Raw genomic sequence first — 16,419 nt, 5'->3', positions numbered from 1 at the left:
TCCGGCAAAAGAAATTTCCACGCGAACCTTTTTCCACCTTTCTTGTTGTTTGTATCAAAAGCCCAAGGTACCTGGGCGTGATTTTTATATAACCTAAACATTATAAAAGATATGAAGAAGTTAATTCCTATTTTATTGGCGGTCTTTGCACTCGCTTCATGTGAAAAAGACCCGGACATGGGTAAACTGGATGACAATTATCTGGTATACACTAACTACGACAAGAAAGCCGATTTCAAAGTTCCTACATTCTATCTGGCACCACAGATTCTGGTCATCAGTGATAGTAAAGAACCGGAATATCTCGAAGGTGAAGGCGCAGAACAAATTCTGGCAGCTTATACAGACAATATGGAAGCTAGAGGTTACGAAGCAGCAGCTGACCAGGAAAGCGCAGATCTTGGTATCCAAGTGAGCTACATCGCAAGTACTTATTATTTCACCAGCTACACACAACCTGAATGGTGGTGGGGTTATCCCGGATATTGGGGCCCTGGCTACTGGGGTGGCAACTGGGGTGGTGGATGGTACTACCCGTATGCAGTAACTTACAGTTATAGCACCAACTCCTTCCTGACGGAAATGGTGAACTTGAAAGCTGAACAAGGCGACAATAAAAAACTGCCTGTTGTATGGACAAGCTATCTGACCGGATTTGAGACTGGTTCCAAAGCTGTCAACCGCACTCTTGCAGTAGAAGCTGTCAACCAGTCATTTACACAGTCACCTTATCTTACTAACAAATAAACAACTACAACTGTTATGAAAACAAGAAAAAATATATACTTCAAGGTAGTAGCCTTGGCGGCTATTGCCATCGCCTTCGCCATGCCGGCTAAGGCACAGCTATCGGACAATGGATATGCGAATATCGACTGGCAGTTCAACGCTCCGCTAAGTAATCATTTTGCAGATAAAGCAAGCGGTTGGGGTATGAACTTCGAAGGTGGTTATTTCGTTACTCCTAACATCGGTTTGGGTCTTTTCCTCAACTATCACAGCAACCACGAATATGTAGGTCGCGAAACCTTCCAGATGGGTGCCGGTGAAGTGACTACCGATCAGCAACATACCATTTTCCAATTGCCTTTCGGTGCTGCTGCACGTTACCAGTGGAATCGCGGTGGAGCCTTTCAACCATACGTCAGTGCTAAATTAGGTGCTGAATATGCTAAAATCCGCTCTAATTTCAGCATGCTGGAAGCAAGAGAAAACAGTTGGGGATTCTATGCTTCTCCTGAAGTAGGTATCAATGTATTCCCATGGGTTTACGGACCGGGCTTGCACTTTGCTTTGTACTACAGCTATGGTACCAACAAGGCTGACGTACTGCATTACAGTGTAGATGGATTGAGCAACTTCGGCTTCCGCCTGGGTGTATCCTTCTAAAAAGAACTGCAACTATCAGAATTTACGTTAATAATAAAAAGAATGCCCTTCTACTTGCAAAAGTGGAAGGGCATTTCATTTTAGAATATCATTTGACGTTCGGGCCGTCTACAAATCCACTTCTTCACACACTCTCATCTCCATTCCTTTATATACCACCACAATCTTGTGCAGCTGCGTGGAGCCAACGGCATTCCTCACTGTATCCGTAGCGGCATAGCGATTGGCTTGGGCAATGGCTTCCAGACGGAGTTCCTCCACACGGCTTTCGGGATCTTTGTATTTGGCATACTTCAACTCGACGATATAACTGTGTTCCATATCCGGATAAATATCCAGCAGCGGGCATAAGAAAATGTCCACGTAACCCGCCTGTGTATCTGCTTCGAAGATAGGGCGGTAGAAGCGGTTTTGCGCCGTCATGGCCAAGGTGAAACCATGCACGAAAGACTCACCTTTCTGTTTGTCACGCTGGGAAGCATATCGCTTCAGGCAATCGGCAATATAATCGAAGTAGGTTTGCCATTCGCCCCTATAAGCGAGTGCACTGGCCAATCCGCTCTTTTCGGAATTGCTAAAACTAAGATCGGCTTCGTTGTAAGTATTCAGCAGATAGGTATAAAGTTGCTCTTGCACCACCTGGTTAGGGATGGTGAGTTTAGTTTCTCCCTCATGCGTGCCGCTAATAGTAAGCATGCCGAAATAATAGAGCAAGCTCACGAAATTGTCAGGATCAGCAATATTGGCAGCAGGAAAACTTTCTTTCAAATCTCCCGTAATGTATCCTTGGCTTACCAATGTCTGTATGACGGAAGCATCGTGGGCAAATTCCTTATCTTTACGAATAAGCATACGCAGCTTCTCGTAATCGATTCGGATATTGCTTTCTATCATGTTCTGTGGTGCTTGCCCATATAGAATGTAGTTATTGACGAAATAGAGCACCATATTGGAGTTGTACATGGTGGTTTCCCCATAAGATTGTCTGGCAAAACAATAATTATCGTACCACGGTTTCATTATTTCGATCAACTCATCGATGCTGTGGTTAAAGTGGCTGTTAGTAGAATAGTACGTCAGCATTTCGCGCACTTCGCTCTCTGTGAATCCCATCATTGCGTTAAATTCCGATGAAAGCGAATAATTAGTGCCAATGTTGAACCCACTAGTCAGGTCGTCCATCGTCACGGGACTGACTCCGGTGATGAAGCAACGCTTGATACTGGAGTAGGTTCCGGCTTTTATTTTATTAAAGAATGAGCGTAGATATCCTTCCTTATGCGTCTCTTCTGTGTAACGTTGCAGACTTTCGGCATCGGAGAGTATGGTGTTGGTAAAGTGGTCGTACTCGTCGATGAAGAGATATATTTTCTGATCGGCCCGTTCGCACGCCTGATAGAGGAAATCCAACTGTTCCACGGCTCCATCCTTTGTCCGCAGTTCTTCCACAATATCCTGCGGCAGAAGATCGGCATATTTCCTGCAAAAGCTTTCAAAAGTAGTACCACAGTGCGCATCCAACCCACGGCGGTAATTATTCAGTTCGCCGGTAATGCCGGAGAAGTTGAGATACAACACCAGATAACTGTTGCGGTCACGCGTGGGATGTTTTCCTATATAAAGATCTCCATACAAGGTGTCGAACTCGTCCCGGGTATACACATCATAATAATGTTGCAGCATATTCAGAGTCAGACTTTTGCCGAACCTGCGCGGACGGATGAAGAAAAAGAATCGGTTCGAGCGTTCTATCAACGGGATATACGACGTCTTATCCACATAATAATAATTGTCAAGGCGGATATCCTTGAAGTTCATCATGCCGTAAGGCAGCAACTTCCTGTCTGAAAACTCATATTCCATAATTGATGCAGGTTTATTAGTATACTTAAAATCAGGTGAAAGCAAAGGTACACTCTTTCTGTGACTTCTCCAAAGTAACGTATGAAAAAACCGCATCTATACTTAACTGTACCAGCGATCGTACATAATATCAATCTATGTTTAATACAATTTTTAAAATAAACTTGATAATATGAGTTCCCAAATCTCATATCAATACTATTAATAATATCAATTGACTATAATATGTCTAAGATTGCAAAGTTAGTAGATAAGAATACACCAACTGCTAAACGCTACTTAAATTCTTTAGTAATATTAGAATTGATAGAGTTTAAAGAATCACCTAAAACAGGAGGGTATTATTTGAAATAACCAAATTAATCTCTATTTTTGCATTTAAAAAACATACCCAAGTCACAAAAAATATGTGAAACGGTGCAAAGTTGTGAAGACCTTATTCAAGGGATTTACATTGTAATATATAATAGCTCTATTTCTTACCTTTATGATGCAGCAGGCACAAAATCACCTGTTATTCATAGTATCGCAGGAAATGCAACTACTATCAGTTATTGCTGTAATAAACTGTAACTAAAAGATTTATAACTAATGGACAGGAATTTTATTTTTTTTATTGAAGGGATTTGCCTATTGGCCTGTTCTCCTGAATTACAGAAAAAGGCATTACCTGACTTCGTAGATGTAGCAGATGAATTAGCTTTAATGTTTGACGATTTATATGCATTGAGTCCACAACTCTACCGTGCCAAATTACTCCCAAAAGAAGTACTAAACTATTTGGATGAACTAGACGAACTCTTTGACAAAATGTCTGCTGAAAGTTCTTTTTGGAACTTTGACAGTATGCGACATGATAAAGAATGGACAAAAACACGATTGTTTGCCAAACAGATTTTAGCATGTTTAGAAATAGAATGGAACCCCAATATCGTACCAGTCATCACCAGTACACAATGGATAAAATAAAGAGGTTCAAAATGCCCATCCTAGTGTATTTTCAATCATAAATAGCCTAAAGACATGAGATATAAATTGCCTAAACATCAATTTAGATCAGGGTCCTTTTTTACTCAAATCAGCGTACCAAAGGCACAATTCTACAAATAGGTCACACAGCAGAAACTCACGATTTCCTCAATTTTGTCTCTGTCTCTTTCAAGAACTTCTCTTTCTCTTTTTTGTACTTCTGCGAAGTGATTTGCACTAGATAAGAGAAGCATTATTCAAAATAATGCCATCTATCTTTTAATACTTCAATTCCAACTGCTCTTCTTCAGAAAGACGGCGAACATGTGTTCCCTTAAACCGTTTATACTTGTCTGTATTTCTTAGCTCATGAACAAACATTTTCTTCATACGCCGAAGCATCTTCGCTTCTCTATATGAGTAAGGTTTACTTTTTGTTTCTCCTACAAAAAAACAACGCAACCTGTTTTCCAACTCACGCAAGCAATGCAAACGGGAAGAAACACTAAAGGGATCATCTGACGGTAACTCCAATCTAAAGAATCCCATTTGTCCCCAAAAAGCAAGATTTTCCTGCGAAAACTTGCAAAATACACAAGGCTTAGGCAAATCCCCCTGAAGCAAGGAGGATAAGAATTTTATCATCCGGGTAAAAATCTCCTGTTCCTCACAGGAATAAGGTTGATCTACCTGATGAAAGAAATGTCCATAAGTACTTACCAACATTTCTTCCACACTTGACAAACGATGCAAACGCCAAGGTTCATTCAGCGAAAGTCCGCTAAGCGGACAAATTACTTCTTTTCTCATAACACACATCTTAAAAAAGTTATACATTCATTGATTTTCAATATAAAGTTTTTAAGCATAGGTTGAAAAACTATGTATCATTTGTTATTTTTGGTAACAGTTGGTAACAACGGATAAAAAAAGTTCTTTTTAGGGATGATATTCGTCTTTGCTTTCGTATAAAACGTAAGGATATGACTTTACACTTTTACAAGAAGAATAAAGAAAAACATACAAAACCTGACTTACTTCAGAGAAAGGGAATAAATCGAAAAAGAAACACTCAACAAGAGAAAGAATGTAATTGAAAAAACAGTGCGAAAGGACTAATCAGCCCTTTCGCACTATGTATTTTGATGGTATCAGCCTCCAATCGTTTCCGTAGGCTGGCATCTTGATGATTGAGAATAATCATGTAAAGACGTACTTACTTCATCGCATCGTAAATCGCTCCCTGTATTCGCTCACGAATGTGCAGTTGGTTCAGTTTGCGATTTGTTACACCCGGATAAATCCGGTTGCTAAGGAATACATAAACCAGTTCATTGACCGGATCTACCCATGCACATGTACCGGTAAATCCGGTATGACCGTACACTCCGGCAGGTGCGGCAGGAGCACAATTTCCTTTCTTCGGATCATCAGCATCCGGTTTGTCAAAGCCCAAGCCACACCGGCTGATCTTTGAAGTTTCCGTAGTAAACAACTGACAGGTTTCTTTGCTTAGATAGCGTTGACCGTCTATTTCTCCTCCATTCAGCAACATCTGATAAACACGGGCTACATCACGGGCAGTAGAGAAAAGTCCGGCATTCCCGGCCAATCCGCCAAAGAAAGCGGAAGCCTCATCATGCACAAATCCCTGCAAAGTCTCTTTACGCAAGAAACGGTCTTTGTTGGAAGGGACAATTTCCGATTTGGCAAAACGGCGTAAAGGCAAGTAGCCTGTATGCTCCAACCCCATCGGTTCGTAAAACTCACGTTGCAGATAGGCTTCCATAGGCATACCGGCCAGTTGTTCTACCAACATACCCAACAGAATGAATCCGACATCACTATATACATAGCGTTTCTGCTTTAACGGAGCTTCTATTATTTTCTCTTCCATCACCTTCCGGAAGGAACGGTTTAACCACAAGCTATCGCAGATTTGAACAGTGTAATCACCGGTCTTGACGGGAGAGACGTATTCACTTTTGAATTTGAACTTCGGATTCGCCCATGAAGTCGTTCCCAACTGTAACGGATGATGCGCGTCTTTGCGTGCGCTGAACAATCTTCCGTCATAGCTATCTTTATCAATGGCTTCTTGGTAGAAAGGAATCCAGGAAGGTAAACCGGACTGATGATACAGAATTTCCTGAATCGTTATATCTTTCTTATCGGTACGTTGCAAAAACGGTAAATGATCCGAAATCTTATCTGTCAGATTGAAACGTCCCTTATCGTAGAGTTTCATGATAGCAAGCAAAGTGCCCGTCGTCTTTGATAAGGAAGCCAAATCGTAGATACTGGTAAATTCGACACGCGGACTTCCTTTACCCGCATAAGTGCCGAAAGATTTGTCGAACATGCTATGGCCGTTTTTCAACACTACCACCTGGCAACCGGGATAAGCTCCCTGGCGAATACCGTCTAATGCAATGGAATCAATCCGTTTTAGATGAGCAGAGGAAAGCCCGTATTCTTCCGGCACGAAATGCAATGGTGTCTTGGGGGTAATGGTCACTCCTGTTCCCGTTGGAAACAGTTCTCCCAAGCTTGCCGACAACTGTCCGTCTGCGGATGCCTTGGCAAATAACACATCTGCTACCTGACGCTGCACGTCTCCATTATAACTATGCCCCAACACGACTGCCGAAGCATGAGACACAGCCCGTTGAATCTGCAACATCATCTTCCCAGGAGTGAAGAACAGGTAAATAGCCGGACTTTGAGGAGCAAACTTCGCAAAGAAAGGCTGATAAGAAGCCAAGCGCTGTTCACTAACGGCTACAATGATTCGTTTATAGGTAGACAGAGAATCACGCAACCGCTGATTTCCCTCTTCTGTCTGATTGGCGCGAAGGGGAAAGCGGACCAAAGAGGTATAACGGGATAGTTGTTTGGCCAATACATCGGTTTCTCCGGGATCTCCCACTTCGAGCAGCGCAATCGTCTGCTCCTTGTCTGCATGCAGGGGGAGGATATGATTCTTATTGTTCAAAACGGTTATTGCCGCTAAATTCAACCGGCGAACCAGGTCACGTGTCTGCGGACTGTTAATGCGTTGTTCCAGACCGGATAATTGTACATACGATTTCTTCTTAAGTCCCAACACATATTTATAAGTCAAGACTTTGCGGCATTTGTTTTCAATCTCTTCACGGCTTAGTTCCCCTTTTTCAACAGCTGCCAGTACGGCCGGTATCTCGTCCTTCAGGTTCCGGGGAGACAGTACCATGTCATTACCTGCTTTCAAAGCCTGCAAACTGACATTTCCATTTCCTGCCACGCCTTTCATGGCAAGCGCGTCGGTAAATATCAGCCCTTTGAACGCCAGTTCATCGGTCAGCAAATCATACACGACATTGCGGGACAAGGAAGACGGAAGTCCGCCAATAGGTTCAATCACCGGAACTTGCAAATGGCCTACCATCATACCGCCCAATCCGGCACGGATGGCCTCTTTAAACGGATAAAGCTCCACACTGTCCAGACGCTCACGAGTGAAAGGAAGTACCGGAAGCGCTTTATGCGAATCGACATCGGTATCTCCGTGTCCGGGAAAGTGTTTGCACACAGATAACACCCCTCCACTTTCCAAACCGGAAGCATAAGCGATTACCTTATCGGCCACTTGGATCGGATCTTCTCCAAAAGAACGGGTATTGATGACGGGATTTTTAGGGTTTATATTCACGTCCGCCACCGGAGCAAAGTTTACCTGCACTCCAATCTGCCGGCATTGACGGGCAACTTCACGTCCGTACTCATAAAGCAGCCGGTTGTCGCGGATACATCCCAACACCATATTTCGCGGAAAGACAGGCGTACCACGCAGACGCATGGCCAATCCCCATTCTCCGTCGAAGGTAATCATCAAAGGGACTTTGGCTTGTCGCTGTGCCCGGTTCGTCAGTTCGGCTTGGTTTTGCATCTTCCCACCGGAAAAGAGAAGGCCGCCTACCTTATAAGTGTCGATGACTTCGCGCAGCAGTTCCAGGTTTCGTTTGGTGTCTACCGGAGCAATGGTATAGATGAACAACTGACCTACCTTTTCTTTAAAGGAAAGTTTATCCATCACCGAATCAACCCAGTGCCGGCAGTCCTTGTCCTGAAGGGCTTTGTACACCAGCAGAGGTTCAACGGTGGTAGCATTCTGCGCCGGACTCGAAACTGTGCCGACCGCAATAAGGAATAAAAGCGTTACTATTGAGGGAATTATCTTCATTTATGTTTCAATGTCAAATCGAGACGGCCTACACGAACACCATTTTTTCCTGTGTGCATGACAGGCACCTCTTTTCCGTCCATATTCAAGTATGTTTTGGGGCCTTCCATAAATGTATGGGAGTGTCCACCCAGAATCACGTCGATATTGCGTGTTCCGGCAACCAGATGTTCATCCATTTGAATGCCCAGATGAGACAGGCATACTACCAAATCACAACCTTCTTCGTTTTTTAACAAAGCAGCTATTTCGTTGGATACGCGGATAGGATCTTCATAAACGACTCCTTCGCATTTATTAGCCTGAATCATCCCTTCCGGTTGGGTTCCAAGACCAAACACACCAATTCTCAAACCATATTTCTCAAGAACGACGTAGGGCTTGACTATATCTTTCAATACCGTAGCATCCAGATTATAGTTGGCACAAACGACCGGGAAATCAGCCATCTTGAAAATACGTTCCATATTATCCACATCGAAATCAAACTCATGGTTACCGATAGTCATAGCGTCATAACCCATTTCATTCATTAGTTTAACTTCCACTTCTCCGCGGAACATATTATAATAAGGTGTCCCTTGAGAAATATCTCCGCAGTCGAAAAGCAGCACATTCTTATGCTCCTTGCGGAACTGTTCGAGAAAAGCAGCCCGGCGAAGAAAACCACCTTTATTATAGTATTCGTCCCCCTTCTGATTGACAGGTTCGATACGACTATGCACATCGCTTGTTTGTAAAATGATAACTTCTTTGGTATCCTGCGCAAAGATTGAAAAAGTGAAACTCAATGCAAGACATAGCAGGAATAATATCTGAAATCTTTTCATATTCAATATTTTTAGATTCTCCTTTTTTATTTTATCGTAATACGTCCGTCCAGTTTGGAGGTAATCGCTTTGCCTTCGGCTGTTTGTTTGCGTACATAATCAAGAAATAATCCGCGTAAGGTAGCATCTTCGGGGCATACTCTCTTTTCTGCCTGCAGGAAAGCATCCATTCGTCCGTTTCCGTCTGCCAGATAGTCGATAGTAGCCACTGTGTAGAGCTGGTCATCCATTAGCGGTTTTCCGGCAATTAATGCGTTCAGCAGTTTTCCGTCTTTTGTGATTTCGAGGCGGGCACCGCTCACTCCTTCGCCATGCAGAGACGCTATTGCTTCACAAAGATGTCTCAAGTCTGTCCCTTTCATGGTCAGTACACAAAGGGAGTTCTCGAAAGGAAGAATTTCAAAAATATCTCCTACCGTGATATCTCCTTCGGGCAAGATATTACGCAAGCCGCCCATATTTACCAATCCCATATCGGCAGGTTTCCCCAACACTTGAACAGCCGCTTGCTGCAAAACACCTGCAACAAGGTTGGAAAGCAAACTTTCGGGACCTCCTTTGTCCATTTTCATCGCACTGGTGCCGATGACTTCATACATCATCGCATCCACCTTTTCCTTATAAGGCTTTAAGATTTCGGTAGCTTTCACGTTGGGAGTGGTGTCCCAAACAGAATCAATCGTTATCATGCTACCCTCTACTTTGGTTACTTCGTACTGTGCCGTAGTCTCGCGTGCGGTCCGGCAGGAAGTAAACAGGAAGCCTCCTGCAAACGTCGCCACCATCAGATACTTTACATAAGTCTGTTTCATGTTCGCTATTTTTAGATATGCCACAAATATACAAAAACATTTGGCTATCTGGCAAATAATTCGTTACTTTGCACCGCTTTCGCGCAATCGCTGTCAAGAGAAGAGATACTTGGTATGTTGCGTTGTAACGATGAAACAATTTAATAATAACAACAATGGATTTAATTAAAATTGCAGAAGAAGCATTTGCTACCGGAAAACAGCACCCGAGCTTCAAAGCAGGAGACACTGTAACAGTAGCATATCGTATTATCGAGGGTAACAAAGAACGTGTACAGTTGTACCGTGGTGTTGTTATCAAAATCGCCGGTCACGGAGACAAGAAACGTTTTACTGTACGTAAAATGTCAGGAACTATAGGCGTAGAAAGAATTTTCCCAATCGAATCACCGGCTATCGATAGCATCGAAGTGAACAAGGTAGGTAAAGTTCGTCGCGCTAAATTGTACTACCTGCGTGCTCTTACTGGTAAGAAAGCTAGAATCAAAGAAAAAAGAGCTAACTAATAAGCCGAAATTTTCGATTCGAAATAAAAAAGGGAGCTTCATTATGAGGTTCCTTTTTTTATTGTATATTTTCCACTCCGGTGAGAATAACCCTTTGTCTGAATAAGCCGTATACGTCAGAAAGGACTAAATAAAACAAAGCCCCGAAAGTCATAAACTCCCGAGGCTTCATTACCTTTATTATAATAATGAAATGTTATTCTTTCAAATCTTTCAGTTCCCAAGCCAATGCACTGGCACCCAGTACGGCAGCATCAGAATCCCTCAATTCGGAAACGAGCAATTTAGTCTTGCCTTTATAGATATTCAGGATATTATCATCAATTGCCTTTTGAATCGGCTTCATGATATAATCACCGGACTTAGCCAAACCACCGAACAATACAATTGCTTCAGGACTGGAGAATGCAATAGCATCTGCCAAAGCTTCCCCCAGAATGTTACCTGTAAATTCGAAGATTTCCTGTGCCAGTTTATCACCTTGTACAGCAGCATCATACACATCTTTTGAAGTGATGTTTTCTGCAGGAATGTTACGAAGCAAGCTAGCATCCGTACGGGCAGCAAGGAATTCGCGGGCTGTACGAGCTACACCGGTAGCCGAGCAGTAAGTTTCCAGACATCCCTTACGGCCACAACCGCAAAGACGACCATCGCGACGGGCGATAACGTGTCCCAATTCACCTGCAAAACCGTCATGACCATACACCATCTGACCGTTGATAACGATACCGCTACCCACACCGGTACCCAGTGTAATCATGATAAAGTCTTTCATACCACGGGCAGCACCGTAAGTCATTTCACCGATAGCAGCAGCGTTTGCGTCGTTTGTTAAAGCAGTGGGGATACCCAGTCTTTCTTCAAACATGGCAGCCAACGGAAGAATTCCCTTCCAAGGCAAGTTCGGAGCAAATTCAATCGTTCCCGTGTAATAGTTACCATTCGGAGCACCAATACCGATGCCTCTGATTTTATCAACGCCACCATTAGCAATAATCAATGGAAGCAGGCTTTTACACACTTCATCAGCGTATTCTTCTACTGTAGGATAACCAGATGTTTTGATTGAACTGCTGGCAATAATAGTTCCGCGTGCGTCTACAATTCCAAAGACGGTATTCGTTCCGCCTATGTCAATACCTACTACGTAGGGCTTTTCCATGTTTGAATTCATGATACTTTTATTTAAAAGGGTTAGTTAATCATTAAGTTTACTGCACACAAATTACGTAAAGAAGATTGAGTCTACAAAATGTTTTTTGAAAAAAGTTCAACCTGTTTGCAACTTTTCGTATCTTGCAGTCGTCTAATAGTAGAAAATTATCAGAAAACAGAAACTAAATAAAGAAAATTGTGATACAACTAACGAATATCAACAAGACCTACAACAACGGAGCGCCTCTCCATGTACTTAAAGGTATCAATCTCAACATCGAACAGGGAGAATTTGTTTCTATCATGGGAGCATCCGGGTCTGGGAAATCAACTTTACTCAACATATTGGGAATTCTCGACAACTACGACACCGGAGAGTATTATCTGAATAATGTACTCATCAAGAACTTAAGCGAAACCAAAGCTGCCGAATACCGGAACCGTATGATCGGATTTATCTTCCAGTCATTCAACCTGATTTCCTTTAAAGATGCCGTAGAGAATGTAGCACTTCCTTTATTTTATCAAGGGATAAGCCGCAAGAAGCGAAATGCACTTGCCTTGGAATATCTCGACCGTCTGGGTTTAAAAGACTGGGCACATCACATGCCCAACGAAATGAGTGGCGGTCAGAAACAACGTGTGGCAATCGCACGGGCTTTAATCACCCAACCGCAAATCATTCTGGCAGATGAACCTACGGGGGCTTTGGACAGTAAAACGTCTGTGGAAGTAATGCAGATTCTGAAAGATCTCCATAAACAGGGAATGACGATTGTTGTTGTCACCCACGAAAGCGGAGTTGCCAACCAAACAGACAAGATTATACATATCAAAGACGGAATCATCGAACGCATTGAAGATAATATCGACCACGACGCTTCTCCTTTCGGAAAAGACGGGATCATGAAATAAGTATGAAGTAATAAGTATTAATTCCATGTGGTCGCAGCACAGTCTAATACTTAATACCTAATACTTACCTATCACTTAATACTTAAAAAAATGATTGATATTTGGCAAGAAATATACAGTACCATCAAGCGTAACAAGCTAAGGACTTTTCTCACAGGATTTGCTGTGGCATGGGGTATCTTTATGCTGATCGTCCTGTTAGGCGCAGGAAACGGATTAATCCATGCATTCGAGCAATCGGCTTCCGAACGTGCCATGAACTCCATCAAGATTTTTCCGGGATGGACCAGCAAATCATACGATGGACTGAAAGAAGGAAGACGAGTGCAACTGGATAATAAAGACGTAGATGCTACCGACCATTATTTTCCGGACCATGTCATTAAAGCCGGGGCAACTGTATGGCAAGGAGGCATTAATTTAAGTTTCGGACAAGAATACGTCAGTTTGAATCTTTCCGGTGTATATCCCAACCATACGGAAGTAGAAGTGGTGAAACTCTTCAAAGGACGTTTCATCAATGAAATTGATATAAAAGAGCGGCGGAAAGTAATTGTGCTCCATAAAAAGACAGCAGAGATTCTTTTCGATAAAACGCATACCGAGCCTATCGGGCAGTTTGTCAATGCCGGTAATGTGGTTTATCAGGTAGTAGGGCTGTATAATGATAAAGGAGACAGCGGAGACAGCGATGCTTACATCCCCTTCACCACCCTGCAAACGATTTACAACAAAGGAGACAAGTTGAATAACCTTGTCATGACTACCAAAAACCTGGAAACGATAGAAGCGAATGAAGCATTTGAAGCTCATTACCGCAAGGCGCTGGGGGCCAATCATCGCTTTGACCCGACAGATCATAGTGCTATCTGGATTTGGAACCGGTTTACCAACTACTTGCAACAGCAGCAAGGCTCGAACATGCTACGCATCGCTATCTGGGTGATCGGTATCTTCACACTGTTAAGCGGGATTGTAGGAGTGTCCAACATCATGCTGATTACCGTAAAAGAACGTACCCGTGAATTCGGTATCCGCAAAGCTCTGGGTGCCAAGCCGCTTTCTATTCTTTGGTTGATTATCGTAGAGAGTGTCACCATTACCACGATATTCGGATATATAGGTATGGTGGCGGGTATCGGAGTGACCGAATGGATGAATAACGCCTTTGGCAATCAGACAATGGATACCGGAATGTGGACGGAAACTGTTTTCCTGAATCCGACAGTAGATATAAGAATCGCCATACAGGCTACACTCACATTAATAATAGCTGGTACGTTAGCCGGATTATTCCCTGCCCGAAAAGCAGTCAGCATCCGACCAATCGAAGCACTTAGAGCAGATTAAGACTATGAGAATAGACATGGATACCTGTGAGGAAATCCTCATTACCATTACAAGAAATAAAACGAGAAGCCTGCTGACTGCATTCGGTGTTTTCTGGGGAATCTTTATGCTCGTCGCCCTGATCGGCGGCGGACAAGGACTGGAAGGCATGATGAAAAAGAACTTTGAAGGATTCGCAACCAACTCCGGCTTCCTTGCCGCACAGAAAACGGGTGAAGCTTACAAAGGGTTCCGCAAAGGCAGGTGGTGGAATTTGGAAGCTATCGACATCGAGCGTCTCCGTTCGAAAGTCAAAGATGTGGAGGTCATTACTCCTTCCATTGCCCGTTGGGGTTCCAAAGCTGTATACGAAGATAAGAAATACGATTGCAGCGTGAAAGGATTATATCCGGACTATCTCCACATCGAATCACAAGAAATGGCCTACGGCAGGTTTATCAACGAAGTGGATATACAGGAAGCGCGTAAAGTGTGCGTGATCGGAAAGCGTATCTATGAAAGCCTGTTCAAACCGGGAGAGGATCCTTGTGGAAAATACATACGTGTGGACGGAATTTATTATCAGGTGATCGGCATGTCTTCCTCCGAAGGGGATATGAACATACAGGGACGGGCTTCGGAAGCTGTCACCCTGCCTTTCACCACGATGCAACAAACGTATAACTTAGGGGGACGGATCGACGTCATCTGCTTCACCGTGAAGCATGGAATCAAAGTGTCCGACGTACAACCGGAAATGGAGCAGATTATTAAAGCTGCGCATTATATCGCGCCTAACGACAAACAGGCACTTATGTACCTGAATGCAGAAGCGATGTTCTCGATGGTAGACAATCTGTTTACCGGCATCAATATACTGGTTTGGATGGTAGGATTGGGAACTCTGCTGGCAGGTGCCATCGGCGTATCTAATATTATGATGGTAACCGTGAAAGAACGTACCACCGAAATTGGTATCCGCCGGGCAATCGGCGCACGCCCCAAAGATATCCTGCAACAGATTCTATCGGAAAGTATGGTGCTTACTACTATTGCAGGAATGTGTGGAATCTCTTTTGCCGTCATGGTGTTGCAATTGGTAGAGATGGGAGCAAACGCCGATGGAGGAGACGTCCGTTTTCAGGTTACCTTCGGACTGGCAATCGGCACTTGTGCTCTTCTGATCGCACTGGGAATGTTGGCAGGTCTCGCACCTGCTTATCGGGCTATGGCTATCAAACCGATTGAAGCTATCCGCGACGAATAAAGAGGTGCGAGGGATTTCAATTATTAATCGTAAACAATAAAAATATAAATAAAGTCATGAAAAAGTATCTGAAAATCACATTATTGGTAGTCATTGCTATCATTCTTGTCGGAACATTCGTATTCCTTTATCAGAAGTCTAAACCCAAGGTAATCACTTACGAAATAGTAAAACCGGAAGTCACTGATCTCCAAAAGACTACAGTAGCTACCGGAAAAGTGGAACCGAGAGACGAAATTTTAATCAAACCGCAGATTTCGGGTATTATCGACGAAGTGTACAAAGAAGCCGGACAAGCTGTGAAGAAAGGGGAAGTTATCGCCAAAGTAAAAGTAATCCCTGAACTCGGTCAACTGAATTCTGCGGAAAGTCGTGTGCGCCTGGCAGAGATTAATACCACACAGGCAGAAACGGATTTCGCCCGTGTGAAGAAGTTATACGAAGATAAACTAATCAGCCGGGAAGAATATGAGAAGAGCGAAGTAGCCTTGAAACAGGCTCGTGAAGAGAGACAGACGGCTAAAGATAATCTGGAAATCGTAAAAGAAGGGATTACCAAAAACAGTGCATCGTTCAGTAGTACGATGATTCGTTCTACCATTGACGGGTTGATTTTGGATGTACCTGTAAAAGCCGGTAACTCTGTGATTATGAGTAACACGTTCAATGATGGAACCACGATTGCTACGGTAGCCAACATGAACGACATGATTTTCCGTGGTAATATTGATGAAACGGAAGTGGGACGTATCCATGAACAGATGCCGATCAAACTGACAATCGGAGCTTTGCAGAATCTGACTTTCAACGCCATTCTGGAATATATCTCTCCGAAAGGGGTAGAAACCAATGGTGCCAACCAATTTGAAATCAAGGCTGCAATTACCATTCCGGATTCCGTTCAGATTCGTTCCGGATATTCGGCTAATGCGGAAATCGTGTTGCAAAGGGCAAATCAAGTATTGGCAGTGCCCGAAAGCACTATTGAGTTTAATGGCGACTCTACATTTGTGTACATCATGACAGATTCAGTGCCTGAACAAAAGTTCCAGCGTACGCAGGTGACTGCCGGTATGAGTGATGGAATCAAGATAGAAATCAAGAAAGGAATAACTGCACAGGATAAAATACGGGGTGCAGAGAAAAAAGATAAATAATT

14 protein-coding genes are annotated in these 16,419 nt (G+C 43.3%); 8 read left to right on the top strand and 6 right to left on the bottom strand.

Annotated features, from left to right (window positions below; all coding sequences use genetic code 11):
• Positions 1-111 precede the first annotated feature (111 nt).
• Both ACT8YW_RS02240 and ACT8YW_RS02235 read left to right on the top strand, forming a co-directional pair.
• Positions 112-747: a DUF4136 domain-containing protein gene (locus ACT8YW_RS02240; RefSeq protein ID WP_444103840.1), complete on the top strand. Its 636-nt coding sequence runs from the start codon at positions 112-114 to the stop codon at positions 745-747.
• Positions 748-762: 15 nt separating this feature from the next.
• A complete protein-coding gene (locus ACT8YW_RS02235) occupies positions 763-1,389 on the top strand; it encodes an outer membrane beta-barrel protein (protein ID WP_049701168.1) in 627 nt (208 codons plus the stop codon).
• A 108-nt stretch (positions 1,390-1,497) separates the two neighbouring features.
• On the opposite strand, the gene ACT8YW_RS02230 is transcribed toward ACT8YW_RS02235, so the two are convergent.
• Positions 1,498-3,252, bottom strand: coding sequence for an AAA family ATPase (locus ACT8YW_RS02230; RefSeq protein WP_444103839.1), 1,755 nt, complete (start codon positions 3,250-3,252; stop codon positions 1,498-1,500).
• 591 nt (positions 3,253-3,843) lie between these two features.
• On the opposite strand from ACT8YW_RS02230, the gene ACT8YW_RS02225 reads away from it, so the two are divergent.
• Positions 3,844-4,221, top strand: coding sequence for a hypothetical protein (locus ACT8YW_RS02225; RefSeq protein ID WP_444103838.1), 378 nt, complete (start codon positions 3,844-3,846; stop codon positions 4,219-4,221).
• Between the two features lie 279 nt (positions 4,222-4,500).
• Here the strand turns inward: ACT8YW_RS02225 and ACT8YW_RS02220 are convergent, their stop codons facing one another.
• The 4 genes from ACT8YW_RS02220 to ACT8YW_RS02205 all read right to left on the bottom strand — a co-directional run bounded on the left by ACT8YW_RS02220 (position 4,501) and on the right by ACT8YW_RS02205 (position 10,085).
• Complete coding sequence (locus tag ACT8YW_RS02220; protein WP_444103837.1) at positions 4,501-5,031, bottom strand: hypothetical protein; 531 nt, start codon at positions 5,029-5,031, stop codon at positions 4,501-4,503.
• Positions 5,032-5,437: 406 nt separating this feature from the next.
• Positions 5,438-8,443: a glycoside hydrolase family 3 N-terminal domain-containing protein gene (locus tag ACT8YW_RS02215; RefSeq protein ID WP_444103836.1), complete on the bottom strand. Its 3,006-nt coding sequence runs from the start codon at positions 8,441-8,443 to the stop codon at positions 5,438-5,440.
• Entirely contained in the window at positions 8,440-9,273 is an 834-nt protein-coding gene (locus tag ACT8YW_RS02210) for a bifunctional metallophosphatase/5'-nucleotidase (protein WP_444103835.1), read from the bottom strand. The genes ACT8YW_RS02215 and ACT8YW_RS02210 overlap by 4 nt, the downstream gene beginning before the upstream one ends.
• A 26-nt stretch (positions 9,274-9,299) precedes the next feature.
• Positions 9,300-10,085 carry a 5'-nucleotidase C-terminal domain-containing protein gene (locus ACT8YW_RS02205; RefSeq protein WP_444103834.1) on the bottom strand — a complete coding sequence of 262 codons (786 nt, stop codon included), beginning with the start codon at positions 10,083-10,085 and terminating at the stop codon, positions 9,300-9,302.
• A 155-nt stretch (positions 10,086-10,240) separates the two neighbouring features.
• On the opposite strand from ACT8YW_RS02205, the gene rplS reads away from it, so the two are divergent.
• Complete coding sequence (gene rplS / locus ACT8YW_RS02200) at positions 10,241-10,591, top strand: 50S ribosomal protein L19 (RefSeq protein ID WP_004296199.1); 351 nt, start codon at positions 10,241-10,243, stop codon at positions 10,589-10,591.
• A gap of 196 nt (positions 10,592-10,787) precedes the next feature.
• On the opposite strand, the gene ACT8YW_RS02195 is transcribed toward rplS, so the two are convergent.
• Positions 10,788-11,768, bottom strand: a complete 981-nt coding sequence (locus tag ACT8YW_RS02195; protein WP_444103833.1) for an ROK family protein — start codon at positions 11,766-11,768, stop codon at positions 10,788-10,790.
• 179 nt (positions 11,769-11,947) lie between these two features.
• Here ACT8YW_RS02195 and ACT8YW_RS02190 point away from each other — a divergent pair, with 179 nt between their 5' ends.
• The 4 genes from ACT8YW_RS02190 to ACT8YW_RS02175 all read left to right on the top strand — a co-directional run bounded on the left by ACT8YW_RS02190 (position 11,948) and on the right by ACT8YW_RS02175 (position 16,417).
• Positions 11,948-12,664, top strand: a complete 717-nt coding sequence (locus tag ACT8YW_RS02190) for an ABC transporter ATP-binding protein (RefSeq protein ID WP_444103832.1) — start codon at positions 11,948-11,950, stop codon at positions 12,662-12,664.
• Between the two features lie 90 nt (positions 12,665-12,754).
• A complete protein-coding gene (locus tag ACT8YW_RS02185) occupies positions 12,755-14,014 on the top strand; it encodes an ABC transporter permease (protein ID WP_444103831.1) in 1,260 nt (419 codons plus the stop codon).
• A gap of 4 nt (positions 14,015-14,018) precedes the next feature.
• Positions 14,019-15,260, top strand: coding sequence for an ABC transporter permease (locus tag ACT8YW_RS02180; RefSeq protein WP_004315004.1), 1,242 nt, complete (start codon positions 14,019-14,021; stop codon positions 15,258-15,260).
• Between the two features lie 56 nt (positions 15,261-15,316).
• Positions 15,317-16,417: an efflux RND transporter periplasmic adaptor subunit gene (locus ACT8YW_RS02175; protein WP_444103830.1), complete on the top strand. Its 1,101-nt coding sequence runs from the start codon at positions 15,317-15,319 to the stop codon at positions 16,415-16,417.
• Positions 16,418-16,419: the final 2 nt, after the last annotated feature.

It is taken from the genome of Bacteroides sp. (assembly GCF_052357945.1).
In the GTDB taxonomy this organism is placed as follows: Bacteria; Bacteroidota; Bacteroidia; order Bacteroidales; family Bacteroidaceae; genus Bacteroides.
The sequence above is the reverse complement of the archived record's forward strand: the minus strand, read 5'-3'. Positions and strand labels throughout refer to the sequence as shown.

Coding starts and splice junctions, on each gene's coding strand:
- ACT8YW_RS02220 (WP_444103837.1), bottom strand. CDS start 5,031: ATGAGAAAAGAAGTAATTTGTCCGCTTAGCGGACTTTCGCTGAATGAA.
- ACT8YW_RS02210 (WP_444103835.1), bottom strand. CDS start 9,273: ATGAAAAGATTTCAGATATTATTCCTGCTATGTCTTGCATTGAGTTTC.
- ACT8YW_RS02195 (WP_444103833.1), bottom strand. CDS start 11,768: ATGAATTCAAACATGGAAAAGCCCTACGTAGTAGGTATTGACATAGGC.
- ACT8YW_RS02240 (WP_444103840.1), top strand. CDS start 112: ATGAAGAAGTTAATTCCTATTTTATTGGCGGTCTTTGCACTCGCTTCA.
- ACT8YW_RS02230 (WP_444103839.1), bottom strand. CDS start 3,252: ATGGAATATGAGTTTTCAGACAGGAAGTTGCTGCCTTACGGCATGATG.
- ACT8YW_RS02185 (WP_444103831.1), top strand. CDS start 12,755: ATGATTGATATTTGGCAAGAAATATACAGTACCATCAAGCGTAACAAG.
- ACT8YW_RS02205 (WP_444103834.1), bottom strand. CDS start 10,085: ATGAAACAGACTTATGTAAAGTATCTGATGGTGGCGACGTTTGCAGGA.
- rplS (WP_004296199.1), top strand. CDS start 10,241: ATGGATTTAATTAAAATTGCAGAAGAAGCATTTGCTACCGGAAAACAG.
- ACT8YW_RS02175 (WP_444103830.1), top strand. CDS start 15,317: ATGAAAAAGTATCTGAAAATCACATTATTGGTAGTCATTGCTATCATT.
- ACT8YW_RS02215 (WP_444103836.1), bottom strand. CDS start 8,443: ATGAAGATAATTCCCTCAATAGTAACGCTTTTATTCCTTATTGCGGTC.
- ACT8YW_RS02180 (WP_004315004.1), top strand. CDS start 14,019: ATGAGAATAGACATGGATACCTGTGAGGAAATCCTCATTACCATTACA.
- ACT8YW_RS02235 (WP_049701168.1), top strand. CDS start 763: ATGAAAACAAGAAAAAATATATACTTCAAGGTAGTAGCCTTGGCGGCT.
- ACT8YW_RS02225 (WP_444103838.1), top strand. CDS start 3,844: ATGGACAGGAATTTTATTTTTTTTATTGAAGGGATTTGCCTATTGGCC.